The sequence below is a fragment of the Sinorhizobium sp. genome, assembly GCF_059070375.1.
This window is the reverse complement of the sequence record NZ_JCACWC010000002.1, coordinates 1,251,730-1,275,591: the sequence shown is the minus strand read 5'-3', so window position 1 is coordinate 1,275,591 and position 23,862 is coordinate 1,251,730. Positions and strand designations below refer to the sequence as shown.

The following is a 23,862-nucleotide window of genomic DNA, read 5'->3' as shown; positions in this document are numbered from 1 at the left end:
TTGAGGCGGACCAAGCGAATGGGCAATCCTGCCAGCCAGAGGAGATCAAATGATCAAAGAACAGCGACATGCGAGGATTCTTTCGATACTCCGCCGACAGGGCGTTGTGAGTGTGGAAGAGTTGCGCCGCTGCATGCCGGGCGTCGCGGCCGTGACGCTCCGGCGGGACCTCGCTCAACTGGATGAACTTGGGGCCGTCCGGCGTCGCCACGGGGGAGCAGTGCTCTCCGACGAGGCGCTCGTGCGCTCGAAGGGCTCGCTGCCCGGGGCGGAGGCAAGCCCGCTCGCATCCGATCTCGACTCGCTTGATGCCGTCATTCTGCCACCGATTTCCGGTCGGGGAAGCGACGCGCTCCGGCGGGAAATCATTCGCCGCGGAATACCTTTCATCGCCGAGAGTGCGGCCCAGCCGGACGGCGTCTACCTGGGTCCCGACAACTTCACTGCCGGCGTGGAACTGGGACGACTGGCGGCGTCGGGGGTGGGCGGCAGTCCCGTCACGATGCTTGTGATCGGTGTCGCCGAGTTGCCCAATACCCGCGAGCGCGTGGCGGGCTTCGAGGCAGGTCTTGCCGAAGCGGGCGTCAAACCGGCGACCGTCTATCGGGTCAATGGCCAGGGCAGCTACAGGGTCGGGCTTCGTGTCGCCCATGACGCCTTCGTCGCGAACGACGCGATCAACCTCGTCTTCGCTGTCAATGATCATGCGGCCATTGCGGGAATCGAGGCGGCGGAGCGCCTGGACAGACGGGTCGCGGTCTATTCCATGGGCGGCGAGAGCGCCGGCTTCATGGCGCGCCTTGCCGAGAACGGCCCCCTTCGCGCCGTGGGCGCTCTGTTTCCGGAGGTGGTCGGGCGCCTGGGCATCGATATGGCCGTACTGGGGGTGTTAGGGCAATCCTTGTCCGACACCATCACGCCGCACGCCATCATCACGCCCGAAACGCTCGACGACTATTTCGAGAACGGTCCGCAAGGCTGGCACCTCAAGGAGGAGGTGCTCGAACGGCTTAGCAGCGGTCGGCTCGGCTTCAAGGCGAACCTTCTGCGGTCGCGGCGGATCGGGTTCCTGCCGCACTATCCCGCGCATGACTGGTACAGGAGCATGGCGAGCGCCATGCAGACCCGTTGCCTCGTTTACGGGGCTACGCTCGTCATTTCGCCGCCGCATCATGGCATCTCGGCCGAGATCGCCAGGCTGCGGCGAGAGATTGCCCAAAGCGCGGTTCAGCTTTTCCGGCCCGGAATGGTGGCTGCGCTCAACGAGGGGCAGGCAAACGTCCTTCTGGCCGAAGAACTTCGAAGCCTCGCGGCAAACAAGCCGGAACGTCTGCAGGGCGTTACAGTCCTGACCAATTCCTTCGACGTGCTGCATGTGCTGGAGGACACCTCCGGGATCAAGGTGATCCTGACGGCCGGGGAATACCAGAAGGCCGACCGCTGCCTGGTAGGGCCGAGTCTCGGGGCGATATTCGAGCGCGTGCGCCCGCATCTCGCCTTCGTCGCTGTGGACGGGGCTACATCCGGCTTCGGCCTTTCCTCGCTTGACGAGCGGCGCGCCCTTGCGGCTCAGCGGTTCATCGATGCGGCGCAGACCACCATCGTCCTCGTCGACAGCGTCGCGCTCGGTTCCGATGCCAATCATCGCATCGCCGGAATTTCCCAGATCCGCTCGGTGCTCACCGACGATGGTGCGCTGCCCGAGGACCGTCAGCGTTTCCGCTCGGCGGGCGTCGACGTGCTGATCGCCGGGGAAGCGCTTCCCGAGCCGAGCTTCGAGACGGGCGCAAACTACCGAAGTCATTCCTGAAACAAACATATCGCGAGGGAGGAAACCATGAAGCGATCACTTTTGACGACTGTATTCCTGGGAGCGGCGTTGCTTTCCACGGGGCCGGCGCTTGCCGCCGAGGTGACGCTGCAGTTCTGGGATAACCAGCAGACCGAAAGCGGCCTTTCGGATGTGCAGAAGGCCGCCGTCGAGCGGTTCATGAAGGAAAATCCCGACATCAAGATCGAGGTCACGACCGTACCCTATCCGGAATATCAGCAACGGCTGCTGACGGCGGTGCAGGGCGGCAATGCGCCGGATATCGCCACGCTCGACCAGATCTGGGTCGGCGCCTTCGCCAAGGCCGGCGCGATCGCCGACCTGACGGATGGGGCCGCTTCCGCCGGTCTCACCCGTGACGGCTTCTTCGGCGGGGCTTGGGATTCGGCAGTGCTGGGCGGCAAGCTCTACGGCATTCCGTTCAACGTGGACGTATGGCAGTTCAGCTACTACAACAAAGACTTGCTCGCCGCTGCCAAGATCGACCCGGCGAGCCTCGGCACCTTCGACGGATTGAAAGCCGCCGCCGAAAAGCTGACTGCCGACGGCAAGTTCGGCGTCGGTCTGTTCGGCCACAAGGGCGAGGATACGGTCGTCGTCGGCGACTCTTTCATATTCTCCAATGGCGGCAAGATCCTGAACGACGACGGCAGTTGCGCCCTGACGGAGGCGCCTGCGGTCGAGGCCCTCACCTACCTTCAGGCGCTATCCAAGTTCGCCCCCGCCGGCATTCTCAATGCCTCGTCCGGCGACATGCGCGAATTGTTCCTGAACGGCTCGCTCGCCATCGAGTTCTGGCCGGCCCTCGAACAGCCGACCTTGCAGAAGAGCAGCCTCAGCTGGGGTTTCGTGAATGGAACCGCGCCGCAGGGCAAGATGCCGGTCGGAACCTTCGGCGGCTGGAACCTGGCCGTTTTCGAATCATCCGAGAACAAGGAGGCGGCTTGGAAATTCATCCAGTTCATGGTGCGTGAAGACGTGAACGGCGATGTCGTCGACCTCATTCCTGCCAACAAGAAGGCCGCCGAGGCCTTCCTCGAGGAGAACCGTCAGGATCCGCAGACGATCATGACGCATCTCGACAATGCGAAGGCCCGTCCGCTGTCGCCGCGTTATCTCGAGCTTGCTGATGCGCAGGTCGCCATGTTCCAGGACATCTATGCGGGCGGCGATCCGGCTGCGGCAGCGGCCAAGGCCTGCGACGTCATCAACACCCTCAAGTAATTCCATCTCCAGCCGCATCCCGGAGACGGGGTGCGGCCCAGGATAAGGCTTTTCCGATGCGCCAAGATCGCCGGCTCCACTGGCTGCTTCTTGCACCCGCTCTCATTCTGATGGCGGTCATGCTGTACTATCCGATGTTCGCTACGGTCTATGAAAGCTTCCACGAAACGAGCTTCCTGAACCCCGATCCCAAGTTTGCGGGGCTCGCGCTGTACCGGCGTGTCCTGGAAGGCGGCACCTTCACGCAAGTGCTGGTGAATTCGGTCGTCTGGACGCTCGGCGTCGTGCTGCTGCAGAATATGCTTGGCTTCCTCACCGCGCTTCTGCTCAATCAAAACCTGCCGATGCAGGGCGCGCTTCGCGCCGTCGTCCTCCTGCCCTTCATTCTGCCCGGAGTCGTCGCCGCCATCCTCTGGCGCTTCATGTACGATCCGCAACTGGGTCTCGTGAACTCACTGCTGCTTCAGGCGGGGCTGATCGAAAACAGTGTCGCCTGGCTTGCGGACAGCCGCATGGCCATGGCCTCCGTGATCGTCGCTGCGGTCTGGAAAGGCTTTCCCTTTTCCATGCTGATCTACCTCGCGGCCCTGCAAAACGTCGACCGAAGCCAGATCGAGGCAGCGACGCTGGACGGTGCGGGGCCTGTGCGCCGGCTCATCGATGTCACACTGCCCGCGATCCGTGACGTGATCGTCGTCAATATCGTGCTGACTCTGATCCTGACCTTCAACTACTTCGACATCATCTGGGTCCTGACCAAGGGTGGTCCGCAATCGGCGACCCACATATTCCCGACCAAAATCTTCGAGACCGGCTTTGGTCAGTTCCGCTTCGGCGAGGCTGCGACCTACGGCGTGTTTTCGATCCTCGTGCTCGCTGTCCTCGTGGCGCTCTATGCGATCGTTCAGGGCAGGGCCAATCGCCGGAGGGTTGCCGCATGAAGCAGACCCGATCGACCCGCCTCGCATTGATGCTGCTCCAGCTTCTCCTGGCCGTGCTTGTCCTGCTGCCTTTCTTCTGGATGCTTTCCGTCAGCCTGAAGCCGCCGGCCGAACCCTTTGCGATCCCGGCCCGGCTCTGGCCGGACCATCCGACGATCGACAATTACGTCACGGCGTTCCGGCCGGAATTCCGCACCTATTTCCTGAACTCGCTGGTGGTATCGCTTTCCACCGTCGTCATCAGCGTGAGCCTTGGCCTGCTTGCCGCCTACAGTTTCACGCGGGCGCAGCTTGCCGTGATGTCCGCGCTGGTCGGGATGGTGGTTCTGGCGCAGATGTTCCCGCACTCGGCGATCATCATCCCGATCTACAAGATGATGCGCGGCGCAAATCTGCTCAACACCTACTGGTCGCTTATCCTCGCCTATGTATCGGTGACGCTGCCGGTGGCGATCTGGATGCTCAGGGGTTTCCTGCTGAAGCTTCCGGCCGCACTCGAGGAATCGGCCGCGATCGACGGTGCGACGCCGCTACGCGTGTTCTGGGACATCGTCGTGCCGCTGTCGCGCCCCGGCCTGATTGCCACATCGGTCTATGTGCTCATCGTCACCTGGCAGGAGTTCCTCTTCGCGCTTTCCTTTACCTCGACAAAGGAGATGCGGACGCTGCCGGTCGGCCTCAACGATTTCATCGGCCAGTACGGAATCCGCTACGGCGAACTCATGGCCTCCTCGGTGATGGTGTCGCTGCCGGTCATGGCCGTCTTCTTCTTCCTGCAACGCTACTTCGTCGCCGGCATCACCGCCGGTGCCGTGAAAGGCTAAGCCATGGCACTGATCGAAGCGTCGGATCTCCTTCCGGGTATCCGCCAGATTCTCTTCAACCGGCCGGAAAAGCTGAATGCGCTCTCCACGCCCCTGATGCGCGAATTCGAAGCTGCGCTCGACGAGGCGGCTGCGGATACGGACGTGCGCGTCGTCGTGCTGCGCGGCGCCGGCGGCAAGGCTTTCGTCGCGGGCGCGGACATCGCCGAATACCAGGGAAACAAGCGGGCGGAATTCATTGCCTACCAGTTCAATTCCCGCCGGGTTTTCGACCGGCTCGAACGTGTCGCCAAGCCCGTGATCTGCGCCATCGACGGCTTTGCCCTCGGCGGCGGTTTCGAGATCGCGCTCTGCTGCGACATCCTGATCCTGTCCGAAACCGCGCAGCTCGGTCTGCCGGAGGGGCGGCTCGGCCTGTGCCCGGGAGGCGGGGGCACGCAGAGGCTCTTGAGAGCGATCGGGAAGTATGCGGCATCCGATCTTCTGCTCGCCGGGTGGCGGATGTCGGCGGAGCGGGCTCTCGCACTCGGGATCGCCGCGGACGTCGTTCCGCCGCAGGAGATGGAAGAGGCGATCCTGCGCCGGGCGCGCGCCTGCCTGAAGATCGCGCCGCTCGCGGCGGCCGAGATCAAACGGCTGCTCAGGGAGGGTGCTGACGCCTGCACCGAGACGGCGAAGAGCCTGGAGCAGGAGGTTCTGTTCCGCCTCTATTCGACCGCCGACGGCCAGGAGGGCATCGACGCCTTCCTTGAGAAACGCGATCCCCAGTTCAGGATGGAATAGATCATGGAATTCAAGGACAAAGTCATCGTCGTGACCGGCGGTGCCAAGGGCATCGGCCGCTCCTGCGTCGAGCTGTTCGCGGCGCGCGGGGGGCAGGTCGTCTTTTCGGACATCGACGTCGCGAGCGGAGAGGCGCTGGCTGCACGGCTCGGGGATTGCGTCGCGTTTCTGCGCGGCGATGTTCGCCGGCTTGCCGACATGCAGGCCATGGCTTCCCTCGCCGAGACCCGTTTCGGGGGCCTCGACGTGATCGTCAACAATGCAGCCGTCGCGCTCGACGGCGTGATCGACGAGATCGACGAAGAACGCTGGACGACGGTGATCGACACCAACCTGACCGGTTTCTGGCGAACGATGAAGGCCTGCGTGCCGCTCCTGCGCAGGCGCGGCGGCGGCGCGGTGGTCAATCTCTCCTCCGTCCAGGGCCTGATCGGCTTTCAGGGCTGGCCGGCCTACGCTGCCGCGAAGGGCGCGATCATCTCGCTGACGCGGCAATGCGCCATCGATCTGGCCAAGGCGGGTATCCGCGTCAACGCCGTCGCGCCAGGCACCATCATGACTCCGATGAACGAGAAGATCTTCGACGAGACCGAAGACGCACAGGCCCTGATCGACACCTGGAACCGGGCGCATCCGATCGGTCGTTTTGGCCAGCCGATGGAGGTCGCCGAACTCGTCGCCTTCCTGGCATCAGACAGGGCGAGCTTCATCACCGGCGAGATTGTGCGTTGCGACGGCGGGCTCGCCATCCGGGGCGAGTAATGCAGGATCTGTTTTCCATAGGTACGCCCTGCGGCGCGTTGCAGTTCGATCCGGCCGTCGGCAACATTCCCCTGCTGCGCTTCCACTGGGCGGGGCGCTCGATCGAGCCCCTCTATGCAGCTCCGTGGCGCGACGAACCGGAGGCGCAGGCCAATCCGGACCTTTCGCCAGCCGAGCGCCGGCTGGCGGGAGACTTCTTCTGCGCCCCCTTTGCCGAGGCGGCGGATCCGGATGTACCTGCTCACGGCTGGACCGCCAACAGCGCGTGGCAGTTGCGGGAGCATGGGGCCAGCCGGCTGCGCCTGGCGCTCGCTCGCGACGTCTCCGGGGCGCGGATCGCGAAGATCCTCGAAATTTCCGCGGACGCGCCTCTGCTCTACCAGGAGCACCGGATCGACGGAGGGGAGGGCATTCTGCCCGTCGCCCATCATCCGATGCTGCATCTTGAGGGACGCGGACGCTTCTTCACCTCGAAAAAGCGCGCAGTCCTCACGCCGGGCCAGGTCTTCGAACCGGGGCGCTCCTGCCTCGCCTATCCGACGCGCGCCGCCGAGCCGGAGCAAGTGGAAGGCGCGAACGGCGGAACGGTGGATCTGACGCGCTGGCCGATCGGCAGCCGCAACGAGGATTTCGCGATCCTGGTCGAAGCATCCGGTTCGCCACTCGGCTGGTCCGCGGTGATCCGGGAGAAGGAAGACGATATCGTCTTCTTCCTCAAGGACCCCTCCGTCCTGCCCGTCACCATGCTGTGGTTCTCGAACGGCGGGCGCGACCATGCACCGTGGAACGGGCGGTTCGTAGGGGTAACGGGCATCGAGGACGGATGCTGCGCCGGGCTGGGCGGCGAGGCGGAAGCCCGTTCGGGGAGCCCGGTTGCGGCCGAAGGCGTCGCGACCGGGCTGCCGCTGGCCGAAGGGCGCAGCCATATCGTTCGCCATGTGATTGGCGCGGTGCCGCGCCCGGCAGGATGGACCCGCATCTCGGATATCTCCATCGCAGGGAACCTGCTCACGATCTTGGACGGTGCCGGACGGCAATTGGATCTGCCGTGGCGACGCGACTTCCTGAAAGGACACGAATGATATGGCTGCAATCGAGCTGCGCAAACTGACCAAGAGCTTCGGCACCTATACCGCGCTCGGCGGACTGGATCTCTCCATCTGTGACGGCGAGTTCCTGGTCCTGCTCGGTCCGTCGGGCTGCGGCAAGTCGACCACCATGCGGATCGTGGCAGGCCTCGAGGAACCGACGTCAGGCGAGATCCTGATCGACGGGCGCCGGGTCAACGACGTCCCCGCTCGGGACCGGGACCTCGCCATGGTGTTCCAGAACTATGCGCTCTATCCCCACATGACCGTCGGCGAGAACATCGCCTATCCGCTGAAGATACGGAAAGTCGTCAGGCCCGAACGCGAGGAACTGGTGCGCGCTGCGGCCCAAAGGGTGGACATGGAACATCTCCTGACCCGCCGTCCGGCCGAGCTTTCCGGTGGCCAGCGGCAGCGCGTGGCGCTCGCCCGCGCCATCGTGCGGCGCCCGCAGGTGTTTCTGATGGACGAGCCGCTTTCCAATCTCGATGCAAAGCTGCGCACGGTGATGCGCGGCGAGTTGAAAAACCTGCAACGCGACCTCGGTGTCACGACCATCTACGTGACCCATGACCAGGTCGAGGCCATGACGCTGGCCGACCGCATCGTGGTGCTGAACAAGGCGGTCATTCAGCAGATCGGGACACCTGCGGAGATCTACGCCCGTCCCGCGAACACCTTCGTCGCGAGCTTCATAGGCTCACCCCCAATGAATCTGCTGCCCGGCCATCTGCGGGACGGTTGGTTTGCAAGCCAAGGCGGGCGCTTTCCGCTGGACCAGGCGCCGGGTGAGATAGCGCTGGGCATCCGGCCGGAACACGTGCGGATCGCGCCGGAGGGGAGCGGCCATTTCAAGGGTGCGGTGTTCTCCTCCGAACTGCTCGGCGACTGCACCATCCTGACCGTCAAGGCCGGTGATGTGTCGATCGCCGCCAAACTGCCGCCGGAGGCGGGGCTCGAGCGAGGCACGCCCGTCAGCCTGAGCTTCGCAGCAGGACGAATGCATTTGTTCGATGCCGCGACGGGCGGGCGACGGGGAGAGGCGTGATGGCTGCCCCCGTTCTCTCAGAAAACCGCGTGCGGGTCTTTTTCGACGGTATTTGGAGCGAGCCGCGCCTGAGCCACCCGGAGGGTGTCGCCATCGGGCCTGACGGCTGGGTCTGGTGCGGCAACCAGGACGGCGACATATGTCGCATCGCCCCTGATGGCAGCCGCATCGAGCGCGTAGCAGGAACCGGCGGCTTCATTCTCGGCCTCGCCTTCGACGGGGATCGGGGGCTCTACGCCTGCGACCTGAAATACGCGTCCGTATGCCGGCTGGATCTTGCGGCCGGCACGCTGGAACGACTCGACGCACCGGGTATGCGCATACCGAACTATCCGGTCATCGACCGTCGCCGCCGTCGCCTCCTCGTCTCGGACAGTCATGCTTCCGACCGGCCGGGCCCGGGCATCTGGGCCTTTGATCTTGCCGGCCGAACGGGGCATCTCTGGTGCAATTCCGACTTCACCTTCGCCAACGGGCTCGCAATGCGGCCCGGCGAAGACGCGCTCTATGTCTGCGAAACCTTCGCCAGGCGCGTATCGCGCATCGGCATCGAGCCCGATGGCGGTGCAGGGGAGATTGCTTCATTCGCAGCCGGACTACCCGGCTATCCGGACGGTCTCGCCTTCGACGAGGTCGGCAACCTCCTGATCTCTCTTTACGAACCATCGCGCATACTGAGGGTCGATGCCGGGGGCGGCGTATGTGTGCTTGCCGAGGATCCGACAGCGCATGTGCTTTGCCATCCGACCAACATCGCCTTCGACGGTAAGACGCTCTACGCAGCCAATCTCGGCCGTTGGCACATTGCAGCGATCGATTGCGACGTCGGTGCGCCTCCGCTCTGGAGGGCCACGGCATGACCTTTGAGGGCCTCACATGGGATCATCCGCGCGGCTATGACGCGCTTGCGGAGACCGCGCGGCGCGTGAACGCCCGCCGTGCGCAGCCGTTGATCCGCTGGAACAAGCAACCGCTGGAAGGTTTCGAAAGTGCCCCCATCGGCTCGCTTGCGGAGAGCAACGACCTCCTGGTCATGGATCATCCGCATATCGGCGAGGCGATCGCGGAAGGGTGTTTCCTGCCGCTCGAAGACCTCTATTCCGCAGAACAGCTGCAGGCCTGGCGCCGCGACAGCGTCGGCCCTTCTGCCGAGAGCTACCACTGGGATGGCAGAACCTGGGCGCTGCCGCTGGATGTGGCGACGCAGGTCATGGCTCGCCGGGCGGACCGGCTCGCTGCGGCGCCGAAAGGCTGGGATGACGTGCTTGCAATCGGGCAACGCCTGCCCGTGGCGCAGTCACTCGCCGGACCCCACGCGCTCCTGACCCTCATGTCCATGGCAGCCGGGGCCGGCGGCTGTGTCGGCGGGACGGAATTCCTGTCGGACACCGAGGGCGCCCCAGCGCTCGAAACCATGCAGCGTCTCTACGCGCGGCGGCCCCGGGGAAGCGAAGCGCTCAATCCGATAGCGCTTCTGGAAGCTATGGCCCGGGGCGAAGATATCGCGCTGGTGCCGCTGGTCTTCGGTTACGTCACCTATGCCGTGGCGGGTCATGCGCCCCATGCCGTTCGCTTTTCGGATACGATCCGGGTCGCCGGCGGCAGGGGCGGGGTCATCGGCGGCACGGGAATCGCATTCTCCCGCCGGTGCAAGCCGACGCCGGAGCTGCTTGCGCACATTGCGTCGCTCTTGTCCTCCGAGACGCAGATAGAGACGTTCCCGGCCTTTGGCGGGCAACCCTCCGCGCGTGCCGCCTGGCAGGACGCTAAGGTCAACCATGGCTGGAGCGATTTCTATCGCAACACGCTCGCCACCGCAGAGGCGGCACTGCTGCGCCCCCGTTTCGACGGTTACATCGCCTTTCAGGCGGCTGCCGCGGAACGAATCCGCTCGGCGCTGGAGCGGCGGGAAGAACCCGAAACCACTCTCGCTGCCCTTCGCACTCTCTGGCTGCGCGCGCGCCAGGGGGCGAGGGGACATCTCGACGACAAAAGAGGCTGATTATGACCGACACCCGGAACTCCACCCCTGCCGCCCTGGCGGGCATCCGCATCCTCGATTTTTCGCATCTGCTGCAAGGTCCGTTCGCAACGCAGCTTCTTGCCGATATGGGGGCGGACGTCATCAAGATCGAACGCCCCGGCACGGGTGACCTGTTCCGCTCGCTGACCTTTCGAAATAAATGGGTCGGTGGCAGCGAAAGCCCCAATTTCCTCGCCTGGAACCGCAACAAACGCTCGGTTGCACTCAATCTCAAATCGCCGGAGGTCAAGGCCATTCTCATGGAGATGGCGCGGAGCGCCGATATCGTCGTCCAGAACTTCCGCCCCGGAGTGATGAAGGCGATGGGCTATGGTTACGAGGATTTCCGCGCCGTCAATCCGCGGATCATCTATTGCTCCGGTTCCGGCTACGGCGAAGACGGCCCCTATGTCGACCGGCCCGGCCAGGACATGCTGGTCCAGGGGCTCACCGGCATCATGGCCGCGACGGGACAGGCGGATTCTCCTCCTACGCCGGTAGGCGCGGGCTTCTCGGACCAGATCGGCGCGATGAATATGGTCTACGGCATCCTTTCCGCGCTCTACTGGCGCGAGAAGTCGGGGCTCGGACAGGAGGTCAAGGTGAACCTTCTTGCCGGCATGCTTGCGCACCAGAACCAGGAGATGGTCATGGCGCTGAACTTCAATGAGGATTTCCAGCGTCCGCGAACGGGCATCGGGCATCCCGGCATGGATGCGCCGTTTGGCACCTATCCGACGAAGGACGGTTGGGTCACGATCGCGATGAGCCCATACCGCACACTGGTGAGAGTGCTCGGCAACGACGATCTCCTCGACTACGACGATCCCGAAAAGCTCTTCGATCAGCGGGACGAGATCTGGCGCAAGCTGGCGGCGGAGACCGGGAAATGGACGACGGCCGCGCTACTGGATGCATTGCTGGAAGCCGACATCTGGTGCGGCGAGGTAAAAACCCATCTTCAGGCGGCCGAGGATCCGCAGGTGCGCCACATGGAACTGGTGACGAGCTACGAGCATCCGCGCGCCGGCACGGTGAAGGTTGTTGCACCCGCGGTGCGCCATTCCGAAACGCCTGCGGCGGTACGCCGGCCGGCGCCGCTGGTCGGCCAGCACACCCGCGAAGTCCTGGGGCAGTTCGGCTATTCGGAAGATCAGATCAGCGCCTGGCTCGCTTCGGGCATTGCCTATGCCGACGAGGGAACAGGAAAGTGAACGGCTGGCTGTAGCGCGGGTCAAATCGGCACCCGCCCATTGCAGATCGCAGCTCTTGACAGAACGCCACGCTACTGCAATAAACCATCAAGTTAATTAACCTGATGGTTTATCAATGTTGGACCAACTCAGCAGCACCCTCTCGGCATTGGCCGACCCGACCCGCCGCGCCATCGTTGCGCGCCTCGCCGCCGGCGAGGCGACGGTGAACGAACTTGCTGCTCCGTTCGATATGAGCCTGCCGGCGGTTTCCAAACATCTGAAGGTCTTGGAACGTGCGGGGCTGATATCCCGGGGCCGCAACGCCCAATGGCGGCCCTGCCGGCTGGAGGCGGCGCCGCTCAAGGAAATCGCCGATTGGGTCGAGCGCTACCGCCACTTCTGGGAAGGCAGTTTCGACCGGCTCGACAGCTATCTTCACGAGTTGCAGCGCAACGAAAAATCGGATCACGACTGAACCGGGTTCGCCCGACCGCAAGGGAGAAGATCATGAATGCCCCGTCTCCGAAGGAAGAGATCGCGCTCACCATCAAGCGTGTCTTCGACGCGCCCGCCAAACTCGTCTTCAAAGCCTGGACCACACCCGAACACCTGGTGCGCTGGTGGGGCCCGAAGGACTTCACGGTGCCCGCGATCACTGTGGATTTCCGTGAAGGCGGCGCCTGGCGCGGCTGTATCCGCTCGCCTGAGGGCCAGGACTACTGGGCGCACGGCATCTATCGCGAGATCGTGGACCCGAGCCGTATCGTCCTCAGCTTCGCCTGGGAAGAGGAGGGCGCCATCGACACGCTGATCACGGTCACCCTTGAGGACGTGGCGGGCGGCACGCGTCTCACCTTCCGCCAGGCGCCGTTCACGAGCGCCGAGAGCCGCGATTCTCATGCGGAAGGATGGGGCGAGTGCATGGACCGGCTCGTTTCCTATGTCGCTGCCCGGAAGGAGGAAATGCAATGAAGAAGACCTATCACGGGAGCTGCCACTGCGGCGCGGTGCGCTTTTCCGCAAAACTCGACCTAGCACCGGAGGGAAAACGCTCCCCAGCGCCGCGGCCTGGCGTGTGGTGGACGACGACCTTCCGCTGCAACTGTTCCTCCTGCCTCAAGACGCGATTCTGGAAGGTGTTCGTCACGCCCGAGGATTTCTCCTTGCTTTCCGGCGAAGAGGCCTTGGCGGAGTACCGCTTCGGCGAGCGCATGATCCGCCACGTGTTCTGCCGGCACTGCGGCGTCCACCCCTTAGGCAGCGCCGACTTCGAGATCATGGGCGGGCCGTTCCATGCGGTGAATATCGCCTGTCTCGACGACGCGACCGACGAGGAGCTGGCGAATGCCCCGATCGTCTATGAGGACGGGCGCCATGATGCATGGGACCGGCCACCCGCGGTGACGGCCTATTTGTAAGGAGCGTACCGCTCCTTCGCGTCTGCCGCGGTAACGACCTGGATCCGCGGCAGAAAACCCCGGGCGGTAAGCCCAAGCTTCCTGCTTCCCCCCGGCACCTACGTAGAATGACGTATGTGCAGTGCAGCGCGGCTGCCCGATGATCCCCGAGCAAAGGCCATGGAGAACGGCCACTTGCCTTGCGGCGATCAGAACAAGGGGGTTCAATTAGATGACTATCAGGGCACGCGTCACCGGCGCATTTCTCGCTGCCGTCCTTTCGACGACGGCGTTCAACGGCGCCTTTGCCGCCGACGACACGATCAAGGTCGGCATCCTGCATTCGCTTTCCGGCACCATGGCGATCTCCGAAACGACGCTCAAGGACGCCATGCTGATGCTGATCGAGGAGCAGAACAAGAAGGGCGGCCTGCTCGGCAAGAAGCTGGAAGCGGTCGTCGTCGACCCGGCCTCGGACTGGCCGCTCTTTGCCGAAAAGGCGCGCGAGCTCGTCTCCGTCGACAAGGTGTCCGCCGTCTTCGGCTGCTGGACGTCGGTGTCGCGCAAATCCGTGCTGCCGGTCTTCGAAGAGCTGAATTCCATCCTCTTCTATCCGGTCCAGTACGAGGGCGAGGAAAGCCAGCGCAACGTCTTCTATACGGGCGCCGCTCCCAATCAGCAGGCTATTCCCGCCGTCGACTATCTGATGGAAAACGAGGAAGTCGAGCGCTGGGTGCTCGCCGGCACCGATTACGTCTATCCGCGCACGACCAACAAGATCCTCGAGGCCTACCTGATCTCCAAGGGCGTCGCTCCCGAGGACATCATGATCAACTACACGCCTTTCGGCCATTCCGACTGGCAGACGATCGTTTCCGACATCAAGAAGTTCGGCTCGGCCGGCAAGAAGACCGCGGTCGTCTCGACAATCAACGGCGACGCCAACGTGCCGTTCTACAAGGAGCTTGCCAACCAGGGGATCAAGGCCGAGGACATCCCGGTCGTCGCCTTCTCTGTCGGCGAGGAGGAACTTGCCGGCCTCGATACCGGACCGCTCGTCGGACACCTCGCTGCCTGGAACTATTTCCAGTCGGTCGACAACCCGGCCAATGCCGAGTTCATCGAGACCTGGCAGGCCTACACCAAGAACGACAAGCGGGTGACCAACGACCCGATGGAAGCCCATTATATCGGCTTCAACATGTGGCTGAAGGCGGTCGAGAAGGCCGGCACCACGGATACCGATGCCGTGCTCGACGCCATGATCGGGGTCTCGGTACCGAACCTTTCGGGCGGCTATTCGACGATGATGCCGAACCACCACATCACCAAGCCCGTGCTGATCGGCGAGATCCAGTCCGACGGCCAGTTCGAAACTGTCTGGGAAACGCCCGGCCTCGTCGTCGGCGACGAATGGTCGGACTACCTGCCGGACTCGAAGGACCTGATCTCCGATTGGCGCGCGCCCATGTCCTGCGGCAACTTCAATGTGGCCACCGGCAAGTGCGGCGGCAAGGGTTCCTGATTTCATGACGAAAGACTTGCTAAGGAAGCGGCCCGGGTCGGGTCGCTCCCCCAGACGCCTCTTTTCATGACGCACCGCTAGCTCGAAATCCCCTCCGTCCGAATGCGTCCCTTCGGACGGAGGACTGCAAGGCGAGAGACGAATGTACCGCATCATCCAAACCGTGCTGGCTGCCCTGTTCCTCTTCATTGCGATGGCTCCGGGGCTTCGCGCGGAAGAGGGACTGCGCGATCTGGTGAACGCGCTCGGCGAGGCGAAGCTGTCCGAGATGGACGAACACATCGCGGCACTGGCAAGAACCGGAAAGCCCGAAGCCGTCGCCATCCTCGAGGCGCTCGGTGAAGGCGGGCTCTATGCCCGCAAGGCGGACGGCCAGGTCTTCCTGACGAAGGAGAGCGGTTCGAACCTGACCCTCACGGATCCGATCTCCGGCGACAGCGCCGGCGAAGCGCCGAAGGCGGCACTTTCGAAGATCAGGGTGAACAACAGCGTGCGGCGCGCCGTGCGCACCGCCCTCGGCAGCCTGACGCTCCTCAGTCCCGATCGAAATCAGCGGCTCAGGGCTGCGCAGTCGGTGCTGCAATCGCCCGATCCCGACGCGCTTGGCGCCATCGAGAATGCGCTTGCTGCCGAGAAGGACGGAGCCGTTCGTGCGGTCCTCGAACAGGCGCGCGCCACGATGCTTCTTCTCTCCGACCGGCCGGTCGAGGAGAAGAAGGAGGCGGTGCGGCTGCTGGAGGAAAGCGGCGACCGCGAGGCGCTGCCGATCCTTTCTGCCGCGCTCGGCTCCGCCGACGAAAGCCTGAAGCCGGACATCGAGGCGGCGCTCGCCAGCATCGAACAGGCGCAAGCCTTCTGGAATGCGGGCCAGAACATATCGTACGGCCTGTCGCTGGGCTCGGTGCTGCTGCTTGCGGCGATCGGCCTCGCCATCACCTTCGGAGTCATGGGCATCATCAACATGGCGCATGGCGAGACGGTGATGCTCGGCGCCTATACGACATTCCTCGTTCAAGATGTCGTGCGCACCTCCTTTCCTCATCTTTTCGATTGGTCCCTGGCGATCGCGCTGCCGCTCGCCTTTCTTGTCACAGGCGCCGTGGGCCTCGCGCTGGAACGCGGCGTCATCCGCTTCCTCTACGGTCGCCCGCTCGAAACGCTGCTTGCCACCTGGGGCATATCGCTCATCCTGCAGCAGACGGTGCGGACGATCTTCGGCCCCACCAACCGCGAAGTCGGCAACCCGTCCTGGATGTCCGGCGCCTTCGAGATCGGCGGACTGGCGATCACCTGGAACCGCCTCTGGATCATCGTCTTTGCGCTTGCCGTGTTTGCAGCACTTCTCTTTCTGCTCAAGAAGACGCCGATGGGCCTGCAGATGCGCGCCGTAACGCAAAACCGGCGCATGGCCTCCTCCATGGGCATCCGCACGCCCTGGGTCGATGCGCTGACCTTCGCGCTCGGCTCCGGCATTGCAGGCATTGCGGGTGTGGCGCTTTCGCAGATCGACAACGTCTCGCCGAACCTCGGGCAGGGTTACATCATCGACAGCTTCATGGTCGTGGTCTTCGGCGGCGTCGGCAATCTCTGGGGAACGCTTGTCGGCGCCTTCTCGCTCGGCATCCTCAACAAGTTTCTCGAGCCCTACGCCGGCGCCGTGCTCGGCAAGATCCTCGTGCTCGTGCTGATCATCCTCTTCATCCAGAAGCGGCCGCGGGGGCTCTTCGCACTCAAGGGCCGGGCGGTGGAAGCATGATCACCTCGTTTCTCGTCAAATCGCTGGATCGGACCATCGTCACGGCCGTCGCGATCCTGCTGGCGCTGGCCGTCACCGTTCCCGCGCTCAACCTCCTGACCGCGCCGGACCACCCGCTGCATGTGCCGACCTATCTGGTTTCACTCTTCGGCAAGTACCTGACCTATGCGCTGCTGGCTCTGGCGCTCGATCTCGTCTGGGGTTTCTGCGGCATTCTCTCGCTCGGGCACGCTGCCTTCTTCGCGCTCGGGGGCTATGCCATGGGCATGTATCTGATGCGCCAGATCGGCTCACGTGGCTCCTACGGCAATCCGCTGCTGCCGGACTTCATGGTCTTTCTCAACTGGAAGGAGCTGCCCTGGTTCTGGCACGGCTTCGACATGTTCTGGTTCGCAGCGCTGATGGTGGTGCTGGTGCCGGGCCTCCTTGCCTTCGTCTTCGGCTGGTTCGCCTTCCGCTCGCGCGTCAACGGGGTCTATCTCTCGATCATCACCCAGGCGATGACCTATGCGCTGCTGCTCGCCTTCTTCCGCAACGACATGGGTTTCGGCGGCAATAACGGGCTCACGGATTTCAAGGACATCCTGGGCTTCAACATCCAGGCAGACGGAACGCGTGCGGCGCTTTTCGCCGCCTCCGCGCTGGCGCTCGCCGTTTCGCTCGTCGTCACCTCGGGCATCGTCCGCTCGAAATTCGGAAAGGTGCTGGTGGCGCTGCGCGACGCGGAAAGCCGCACCCGCTTCCTCGGCTATCGCGTCGAGCACATGAAGCTCTTCGCCTTCACGGTCTCGGCCATGATGGCAGGCGCCGCCGGCGCGCTCTACGTACCGCAGGTCGGCATCATCAATCCGGGCGAGTTCGCCCCCGCCAATTCGATCGAGGTGGTCATATGGACGGCGGTCGGCGGGCGCGGCACGCTGATCGGACCGATCGTCGGCGCGATCCTCGTCAACGGCGGAAAAAGCATCTTCACCGCCGCCTTCCCCGAATTCTGGCTCTTTGCGCTCGGCGGGCTCTTCGTCCTCGTCACGCTTTTCCTGCCGAAGGGGGTGGTCGGCACGGCGCAGAACTATCTGGCAAGCCGGCGCGCTTCCCACGCGGCGGCCCGGAAGGAAAGCGAGAGCGAAAAAGCGGCGACCCTTGCGGCCGCCGAAACGATGGCCGCGGAGTGATCGCCATGACCGGAAAGAAGCCCAGGAACCTGCTCTATCTCGATGGCGTCTCCGTCTCCTTCGACGGCTTCAAGGCGCTGAACTCGCTCTCCTTCGTCGTGGAGCCGGGGGAATTGCGCGCGATCATCGGCCCCAATGGCGCCGGCAAGACGACGATGATGGACATCATCACCGGCAAGACGCGGCCGGATGAGGGCGAGGTCTTCTTCAAGGGCGACATCGACCTCACCAGGAGGGACGAAGCGGCAATCGCCGAACTCGGCATCGGCCGCAAGTTCCAGAAGCCGACCGTCTTCGAGAACCATACCGTCTGGGACAATCTGGAGCTGGCGCTGAACCGCAGCCGCGGCGTCTTCGCGACGCTGTTCTATCGGCTGACGAGAGAGGACGAGAGCCGCATCGAGGAGATCCTTTCGACGGTGAGGCTCACGGCGCGCCGGGACGAACTCGCCGCCAATCTTTCGCATGGGCAGAAGCAATGGCTGGAGATCGGCATGCTGCTCGCCCAGGAACCGGAACTCCTGCTCGTCGACGAGCCGGTCGCCGGGATGACCGATGCGGAGACGGCGGAGACCGCGATCCTCCTGAAGGAGATCGCCAGGACGCGCTCGGTGATCGTCGTCGAGCACGACATGGGCTTCATCCGCGATCTCGGCGTCAAGGTGACCTGCCTTGCGGAAGGTTCGGTGCTGGCGGAAGGCTCGATCGATTTCGTCAGCAACGATCCGAAGGTGATCGAGAACTATCTCGGCCGATGAGCGGGAGGAATTGAACCGATGCTGAACGTCGAAAACGTCAGCCTGCATTACGGCGCCGCCCAGGCGCTTCGCGACGTCTCGTTCAAGGCGGAGATGGGCAAGATCACCTGCGTGCTCGGCCGCAACGGCGTCGGCAAGTCGAGCCTGCTCAGGGCCGTCACCGGCCAGCATGCGGTGACGAGCGGCACGATCTCTTTCAACGGCACGCCGCTCGACGGCATGGCGCCCTTCCGACGCGCCAAGCAGGGCGTCGGCTACGTGCCGCAGGGCCGCGAGATATTTCCCCTGCTGACGGTGAAGGAGAATCTCGAAACCGGATTCGCCCCGCTGAGGCGGGCTCAACGCTCGATCCCCGACGACATCTTCAGCCTGTTTCCGGTACTTCAAACCATGCTCGGCCGGCGGGGCGGTGACCTTTCGGGCGGCCAGCAGCAGCAGCTCGCGATCGCCCGCGCTCTCGTGACACGCCCGAAAATCCTGGTGCTGGACGAGCCGACCGAGGGCATCCAGCCGTCGATCATCAAGGACATCGGCCGCGCGATCAAATATTTGCGGGATTCGACCGGCATGGCGATCCTGCTCGTGGAGCAATATCTCGATTTCTGTCGCGAGCTTGCCGACCACGTCTATATCATGGACCGCGGGGCTTTCGTGCATGAGGGGCCGCCGGAGACGCTCGACACGCCGCAAGCGCGCCGGCATCTAACCGTTTGAACCCGCATAACGAGCCTGCGCGCGGTTTTCCACAGACCCGCAAATAGCCGGCAAAGTCAATGGTTTGGACCGAAGACCTGATCTCAGCGTCGCCTGCGGGCGACAGAAAAATCCACTTCTTTTGTGGATTGCGTTTGCCCGCTCAAGCGCTTTGACCCATACTGCACATGCATGTTCGATGATTGCTCCTGCGTGGTTCTTCGACCGGAACCGGTCGAAGGGTTAGCCCATGCAGCAGTTCAAAGTGTCACGGCGCGTTCCATGTCTCCGGACGAAACATGGTGCCGTGGCGAGTTTCGCAATCACACCCCGCTGACAGAATTGGCCATTTCGCGTTTCCGGCCTATCCAATCGGAGGAGACCCTAATGACGAATTTCCTGCCCGCCCTTCACGAAGGGCACGCCCCCATTACGCTCCAGACGCTCTTCAAGGACGCCCTCGAAGCCTATGACGATTGGGAGGAGGGCATGCCCGAACCCATCGTTTCCTTCGAGGACAAGGTACTTCCGGTCAGTGCCGTTTTCGAATGGATGAGACCCTGCACGGACCTCATGCCGGCCAATATGATCGGTATAGTCACCGATCGGCTGACGAAGCCCTGGAGCGGCGCCGGACCGCTGGACGCAATGACCTTCTCGACCGCCGCCCGGGTCATGTCCATTCTGGTGCGGCGGCGCTTGAGACGCTTCGGGCGCGGCTCCATCGAGGCCTTTGCCGACCGCTTCAGCCATCCGATGCATTCCGTTCCGTCGCCATCGCCGGATTCGGCGGGATCTCGATCGGCACGCTTATAAAGCCACCGCCCACGACCGTGGCGATGCCCGATATGGTCATCGTTGCGGCCGAGCTGCACAATCCCCCGCCGGTCGCGCCTGCCGTCGCCGCTGCCGGCCTCGGCTATCCGGGTGCCTTTGGCGCCATTCCCGTCGGTGTGCTTCGTTCGTGCCGCTCGCAGGCTGTGCGTCCGAGGCGGCCCAGGCGATGGGGACGCATATCACCTGCCGTCGATTGCGGCGGTCGTGCTCGAAGGCACGTCGATCCCTGGCGGCGGGACTCCTATCTCGGCACGGTAGCAGGCGTCTCCTGATCACGTTCCTGCTTACGGCCGCGCGCCGCCGAGCCGCTAGAGCCCTTTCATAAACCGGCACCTTCAATCCGCTGTCATGAAACCGCGATAGGGCGTCGGCGGATGGCGACGCTGCAACAGATAGCTTTTCATGCCGGCTGCTCGCTGGCGACGGTCTCACGCGTCTTGCGGGGCGAGGGGCCGGCGAGCGGCGAAATGGTGCGCCGCGTGCGCCGCGCAGCTGCCGAACTCGGCTACAGACCGGTGCCTTCCGCGGGCGCAAATAGCGGGCGCAGCCGCCCGGTCGTCGGCGTGCTGGTGCCGAGCGTGACCAACCCGGTCTTCGCGGCGTCGCTGGCGGGCATACAGCACCGCATGCAGACCGCGTCGCATGGCGTTCTGATCGCCCAATCGAACTACGATTCTTCGGCGGAAGTCCGCGCCGTCGCTGCACTTCTGGAGCAGCGCCCGACCGGGCTCATTCTGACCCTCTGCAACGCCGAGACCAGCGAGGCGCTCTCGGCCGCGCTGCCGCCGACGATCCTTCTCAACAATCGGCCGGTCCCGCGTTTTCCAGCCGCCGTGACCGTCGACAATTACCGGGCAGGATACGAGATCACCAAACACATTCTCGCCCATCGCCACCGCCGCATCCAGTTCGTCTCAGGCTATTTCGCCTCGTCCGACCGCGCGCACCTGCGCTACGCCGGCCATTCAGCGGCGATGCGGGACGGCGGGTATTCGGCACTTCCGGCGCTCCAAATCCCCTTCGTCGACGGCTACCAAGATCTGGAGCTTTCCCAGGCCATCGAAAAGCATGCGCCAACGGCGATTGTCGCATCCAACGACCTCCTGGCGCTGGGGGTAATCGCCGCGCTCCGGCGCGAAGGCCTCTCCGTTCCCGAAGACGTTTCCGTCGCCGGTTTCGACGGAATCGCGATCGGCCGGCTGATGAAGCCGTCGCTCACGACCGTGGCGATGCCGGATGCGGACATGGGTGTCGCCGCGGCCGCCATGCTGCTCGACATCGCTGAAAACAGCGTGCAATGCCGCCACCTTTGCCTCGACTACCGGCTTTATCCCGGCGAGACGGTGAGGATGGCGGGCTAAGTCTTCTGATTCTCGACGAAGGCAGCATGCCACTTGGCGAGCATCGACACGGCTTCCTGGACGACGGCCGGATGGGTGCCGGGCAGGAACTCGATCCTCGGTGCTTTGCCGTCACGCTTCAGCCGCGCGAAGACCCGCCCCTTAGCATCTTTCAGCTCCTCCGGCTTTTCCGGTTCCGGCTTGTCGCTTTGCGACAGGCGATTGAAGACGAGCTGAAAGCGCTGGTCTGAATCGACGGCGCGGAAGCGTGGCGAAGCGATCTCGTCCTGGGCTCTGGCGCGCGCCTCTTGCCTTTCAAGCAGCGTCCCGATCGCCATCCAGCGCTCGCGTCCGGCCTTCGGCGCCGGGCCGATGGCGCGGGCGACTTCGTGCGGCACGCCGTCCGCCACCTGCAGGAGGCGCGAAAGCTCGCTTTTCTGCACCGCGAGCGCATCGCCGATCACCTTGCGGTCGAAGCCGCGCGCTACGAGCGCAGCGGCGAAAAGCGCCCGTTCGATGAAAGAAAGGTTGCGTCGCTCGGCATTTTCCTTGCCTTGGGCAAGCACGAGCTCGTCGTCGGTCAGCGTCCGGACGATCGCCTTTACCTGGAGCTCGAGCCGGCGCACCGCCTTCAGGCGCCGGTGGCCGTAGGCGGTCTGGTAATGGCCCCGCTTTTCCGGGTGCGGCCGCACGAGGATCGGCGATTGCTGGCCGTTCTCGCGAATGCTCTCGACGAGCGCGAGGAAATCCGCATCGTCTACCTCGCCATCGGTCAGCCGATCCTCGACGAAGGAGCTTTCGACCAGAGCCGGATCGAGCGAAACGACGCGTTCTCCCTGGGTCAACGCCTCCCTGAGCACCCGTGCTTCCTCGGCCTCGCGGGTGATGCTGCCGAGAGAAAGCCCCATGGCCTTCACTGCGCCGGAAGCCGCACGGGGCGCATCGAGCGGGGCGGCGGGCCTGGCGTTGACAGGTGTCAACTCGGCCGGCGCCGCTTCGGCGGGGGCTTGCTGATCGCCGGCAGGCGCGCTTCCCGAAAACAGTGCCCGCAATTCGTTTTTCCGGTTGTTGCCAGCCATGACTTAGCGCCCCCATGCCGCGTGAATGAGAGCCTCGATCTCGCCGTTGACCGCGTTCAGCGATTCGATCGCGCGATCATAGGTCGCGCGGGTGAAATTCTCCCGGCCGACCTCGTAGAGCGTCTGCTTGGTGAGACCTGCATCCGAGATCGCGGTCGATTTTACCATGGCGGAGGTCAGCACCCGGTCGCCGAAGAGCGAGCGCATGAAGCCGACGATCTGCGCCTGCGGTCCGTCATTCGGCTCGAAGCGGGTGACGAGATAGCGCAGGAAATCGAAATTGAGCTCGCCGCCGGCCTCGCGCACCACGCTGAGCAGGTCCGAAGTCATGTAGAGGAACTGGTTCATCGATGCGACGTCGAGCATCTGCGGATGCACGGTGACGATGACCGACGTCGAAGCGCAGAGCGCCGAGAGCGTCAGGTAGCCGAGCTGCGGCGGGCAGTCGATGACGACGACGTCGTAGTCGTCGGCGACGCTTGCCAGCGCCGCCTGCACCCGTGCGAAGAAGAGCGGCCCCGCATCGGCACCGCTCTGCCGCGCACTGAGCGCCTGCGGCGTCGTGTGTTCGAACTCCTGCAGTTCGAGGTTGCCCGGCACCAGGTCGAGCCCGTCGAAATAGGTCTTGCGGATGATGTCCTTCAGTGGCCGCGCCTCAGCGTCGTAACGGATTGCGCCGTAGAGCGTGTCGTTGCCGGTCAGGTCCAGTTCCGGCTGGTAGCCGAACAGCGCCGAAAGCGATGCCTGTGGGTCGAGGTCGACCGCGAGCACCCGGTGACCGGTCAGAGCGAGATATTGTGCGAGATGGACCGATGAGGTCGTCTTGCCGGAGCCGCCCTTGAAGTTGGTGACCGAGATTACTTGCAGATGCTCGCTTCTCGCGGCATCGCGCCATTTGAGATAACCGCGCGCCTTGGCGCCATTGCCTTTGGCAATCGCCTGTTCGGCCAGATGCCGACGCAGCGCGTTGATATCGGAGAGCGAATAGGAGCGTCGTCCGCCGGCTCCGGTGTCGGGCTGCGGTCCCTCGCCAGCCAGCGACAGCTGGCGCAAGTATCCGTCGGAAACCCCGATGAGCTTGGCTGCCTCGCCGGAGGTGAAGCTCCGGAGCGTCTTCCTCGCTGTCGGCGCAAAGAGCCGGTCTCGCATCGCCTTCAGCTGTTCGGAAAGCGCCCGCGCGTCGGCGGCGATAGCCTCGTCTGCCGGTTTGCGCAATGCCCCGCCGGTCGCTCCTGCCGTCATCATATCCATGGTCTAAACTCCTCGTGCCCGCATGGCGCCTCGCCGCCGTGCAGATGCGCCTGCCGCATTTCCTAACAGGTAATCACTGAGCTACGCCGAAATGCGAAATATGCGGTCTATTCCGTTAGAGGAATGATTCATCCTCTGATTCGCGTCAACCATTTTTCGGAGCGCGCGCTCGGCAAAGCGATAGGCTGAAGATTGAAACTTTCATGGAGAAACTGAAAAATAACTGAGAAGGCCTGTTACCAAACTGACATGGGAGCCCCTTAAAGAGAGCGCCAAAGCGGCGCTGAGCGGGGTACGGCCTCTCATGCATGTCGCCCCTGTCAACACGCGCCGG

24 protein-coding genes are annotated in these 23,862 nt (G+C 64.0%); 22 read left to right on the top strand and 2 right to left on the bottom strand.

Features of this window, described 5'->3' with window-relative positions; all coding sequences use genetic code 11:
• The first annotated feature begins 49 nt into the window (after positions 1 to 49).
• The 22 genes from AC5J09_RS10540 (at position 50) to AC5J09_RS10435 (ending at position 21,219) form a co-directional block, all read left to right on the top strand.
• A complete protein-coding gene (locus tag AC5J09_RS10540) occupies positions 50 to 1,810 on the top strand; it encodes a substrate-binding domain-containing protein (RefSeq protein ID WP_494297577.1) in 1,761 nt (586 codons plus the stop codon).
• 27 nt (positions 1,811 to 1,837) lie between these two features.
• Positions 1,838 to 3,055, top strand: coding sequence for an ABC transporter substrate-binding protein (locus AC5J09_RS10535; RefSeq protein WP_494297576.1), 1,218 nt, complete (start codon positions 1,838 to 1,840; stop codon positions 3,053 to 3,055).
• Between the two features lie 56 nt (positions 3,056 to 3,111).
• Entirely contained in the window at positions 3,112 to 3,996 is an 885-nt protein-coding gene (locus tag AC5J09_RS10530; protein WP_494297575.1) for a carbohydrate ABC transporter permease, read from the top strand.
• Positions 3,993 to 4,820 (top strand): carbohydrate ABC transporter permease, encoded by an 828-nt coding sequence (locus AC5J09_RS10525; RefSeq protein ID WP_494297574.1) that lies wholly within the window; start codon positions 3,993 to 3,995, stop codon positions 4,818 to 4,820. The genes AC5J09_RS10530 and AC5J09_RS10525 overlap by 4 nt, the downstream gene beginning before the upstream one ends.
• A 3-nt stretch (positions 4,821 to 4,823) precedes the next feature.
• Positions 4,824 to 5,603: an enoyl-CoA hydratase/isomerase family protein gene (locus AC5J09_RS10520; protein ID WP_494297573.1), complete on the top strand. Its 780-nt coding sequence runs from the start codon at positions 4,824 to 4,826 to the stop codon at positions 5,601 to 5,603.
• 3 nt (positions 5,604 to 5,606) lie between these two features.
• Positions 5,607 to 6,365 carry an SDR family NAD(P)-dependent oxidoreductase gene (locus tag AC5J09_RS10515; RefSeq protein WP_494297572.1) on the top strand — a complete coding sequence of 253 codons (759 nt, stop codon included), beginning with the start codon at positions 5,607 to 5,609 and terminating at the stop codon, positions 6,363 to 6,365.
• Positions 6,365 to 7,447, top strand: coding sequence for a hypothetical protein (locus AC5J09_RS10510; RefSeq protein ID WP_494297571.1), 1,083 nt, complete (start codon positions 6,365 to 6,367; stop codon positions 7,445 to 7,447). Before AC5J09_RS10515 ends, AC5J09_RS10510 begins: the two co-directional genes overlap by 1 nt.
• Before the next feature lies 1 nt (position 7,448).
• Positions 7,449 to 8,501 (top strand): ABC transporter ATP-binding protein, encoded by a 1,053-nt coding sequence (locus AC5J09_RS10505; RefSeq protein ID WP_494297570.1) that lies wholly within the window; start codon positions 7,449 to 7,451, stop codon positions 8,499 to 8,501.
• On the top strand, positions 8,501 to 9,361 hold the full coding sequence (locus AC5J09_RS10500; protein WP_494297569.1) for an SMP-30/gluconolactonase/LRE family protein: 861 nt from the start codon (positions 8,501 to 8,503) through the stop codon (positions 9,359 to 9,361). The genes AC5J09_RS10505 and AC5J09_RS10500 overlap by 1 nt, the downstream gene beginning before the upstream one ends.
• Complete coding sequence (locus tag AC5J09_RS10495; protein WP_494297568.1) at positions 9,358 to 10,503, top strand: extracellular solute-binding protein; 1,146 nt, start codon at positions 9,358 to 9,360, stop codon at positions 10,501 to 10,503. Before AC5J09_RS10500 ends, AC5J09_RS10495 begins: the two co-directional genes overlap by 4 nt.
• Before the next feature lie 2 nt (positions 10,504 to 10,505).
• On the top strand, positions 10,506 to 11,738 hold the full coding sequence (locus AC5J09_RS10490) for a CaiB/BaiF CoA transferase family protein (protein ID WP_494297567.1): 1,233 nt from the start codon (positions 10,506 to 10,508) through the stop codon (positions 11,736 to 11,738).
• 118 nt (positions 11,739 to 11,856) lie between these two features.
• Positions 11,857 to 12,195: an ArsR/SmtB family transcription factor gene (locus tag AC5J09_RS10485; protein WP_018096111.1), complete on the top strand. Its 339-nt coding sequence runs from the start codon at positions 11,857 to 11,859 to the stop codon at positions 12,193 to 12,195.
• Positions 12,196 to 12,227: 32 nt separating this feature from the next.
• Positions 12,228 to 12,692, top strand: a complete 465-nt coding sequence (locus AC5J09_RS10480) for an SRPBCC family protein (RefSeq protein ID WP_494297566.1) — start codon at positions 12,228 to 12,230, stop codon at positions 12,690 to 12,692.
• Positions 12,689 to 13,138 carry a GFA family protein gene (locus AC5J09_RS10475; protein WP_324764486.1) on the top strand — a complete coding sequence of 150 codons (450 nt, stop codon included), beginning with the start codon at positions 12,689 to 12,691 and terminating at the stop codon, positions 13,136 to 13,138. The genes AC5J09_RS10480 and AC5J09_RS10475 overlap by 4 nt, the downstream gene beginning before the upstream one ends.
• Before the next feature lie 211 nt (positions 13,139 to 13,349).
• On the top strand, positions 13,350 to 14,642 hold the full coding sequence (gene urtA, locus AC5J09_RS10470; RefSeq protein ID WP_018096114.1) for an urea ABC transporter substrate-binding protein: 1,293 nt from the start codon (positions 13,350 to 13,352) through the stop codon (positions 14,640 to 14,642).
• 142 nt (positions 14,643 to 14,784) lie between these two features.
• Positions 14,785 to 16,398 (top strand): urea ABC transporter permease subunit UrtB, encoded by a 1,614-nt coding sequence (urtB, locus tag AC5J09_RS10465; protein ID WP_494297565.1) that lies wholly within the window; start codon positions 14,785 to 14,787, stop codon positions 16,396 to 16,398.
• A complete protein-coding gene (gene urtC / locus AC5J09_RS10460; RefSeq protein ID WP_494297564.1) occupies positions 16,395 to 17,570 on the top strand; it encodes an urea ABC transporter permease subunit UrtC in 1,176 nt (391 codons plus the stop codon). The genes urtB and urtC overlap by 4 nt, the downstream gene beginning before the upstream one ends.
• A 5-nt stretch (positions 17,571 to 17,575) precedes the next feature.
• The gene (gene urtD / locus AC5J09_RS10455; protein WP_100671184.1) at positions 17,576 to 18,328 is read left to right on the top strand and encodes an urea ABC transporter ATP-binding protein UrtD; all 753 of its coding nucleotides are present in this window, start codon (positions 17,576 to 17,578) and stop codon (positions 18,326 to 18,328) included.
• A gap of 18 nt (positions 18,329 to 18,346) precedes the next feature.
• On the top strand, positions 18,347 to 19,042 hold the full coding sequence (urtE, locus tag AC5J09_RS10450; RefSeq protein ID WP_100671186.1) for an urea ABC transporter ATP-binding subunit UrtE: 696 nt from the start codon (positions 18,347 to 18,349) through the stop codon (positions 19,040 to 19,042).
• 366 nt (positions 19,043 to 19,408) lie between these two features.
• A complete protein-coding gene (locus tag AC5J09_RS10445) occupies positions 19,409 to 19,837 on the top strand; it encodes a BRA0787 family protein (protein ID WP_102763705.1) in 429 nt (142 codons plus the stop codon).
• Positions 19,838 to 19,860: 23 nt separating this feature from the next.
• Positions 19,861 to 20,130, top strand: a complete 270-nt coding sequence (locus AC5J09_RS10440) for a hypothetical protein (RefSeq protein ID WP_324764490.1) — start codon at positions 19,861 to 19,863, stop codon at positions 20,128 to 20,130.
• 102 nt (positions 20,131 to 20,232) lie between these two features.
• On the top strand, positions 20,233 to 21,219 hold the full coding sequence (locus tag AC5J09_RS10435; RefSeq protein ID WP_324764491.1) for a substrate-binding domain-containing protein: 987 nt from the start codon (positions 20,233 to 20,235) through the stop codon (positions 21,217 to 21,219).
• Here the strand turns inward: AC5J09_RS10435 and repB are convergent.
• Together repB and repA are read right to left on the bottom strand one after the other, a co-directional pair.
• The gene (repB, locus tag AC5J09_RS10430) at positions 21,216 to 22,277 is read right to left on the bottom strand and encodes a plasmid partitioning protein RepB (protein ID WP_324764492.1); all 1,062 of its coding nucleotides are present in this window, start codon (positions 22,275 to 22,277) and stop codon (positions 21,216 to 21,218) included. The two genes, AC5J09_RS10435 and repB, sit on opposite strands and share 4 nt — an antisense overlap.
• Positions 22,278 to 22,280: 3 nt before the next feature.
• A complete protein-coding gene (gene repA, locus AC5J09_RS10425; RefSeq protein ID WP_338282027.1) occupies positions 22,281 to 23,528 on the bottom strand; it encodes a plasmid partitioning protein RepA in 1,248 nt (415 codons plus the stop codon).
• Between the last annotated feature and the right edge of the window lie 334 nt (positions 23,529 to 23,862).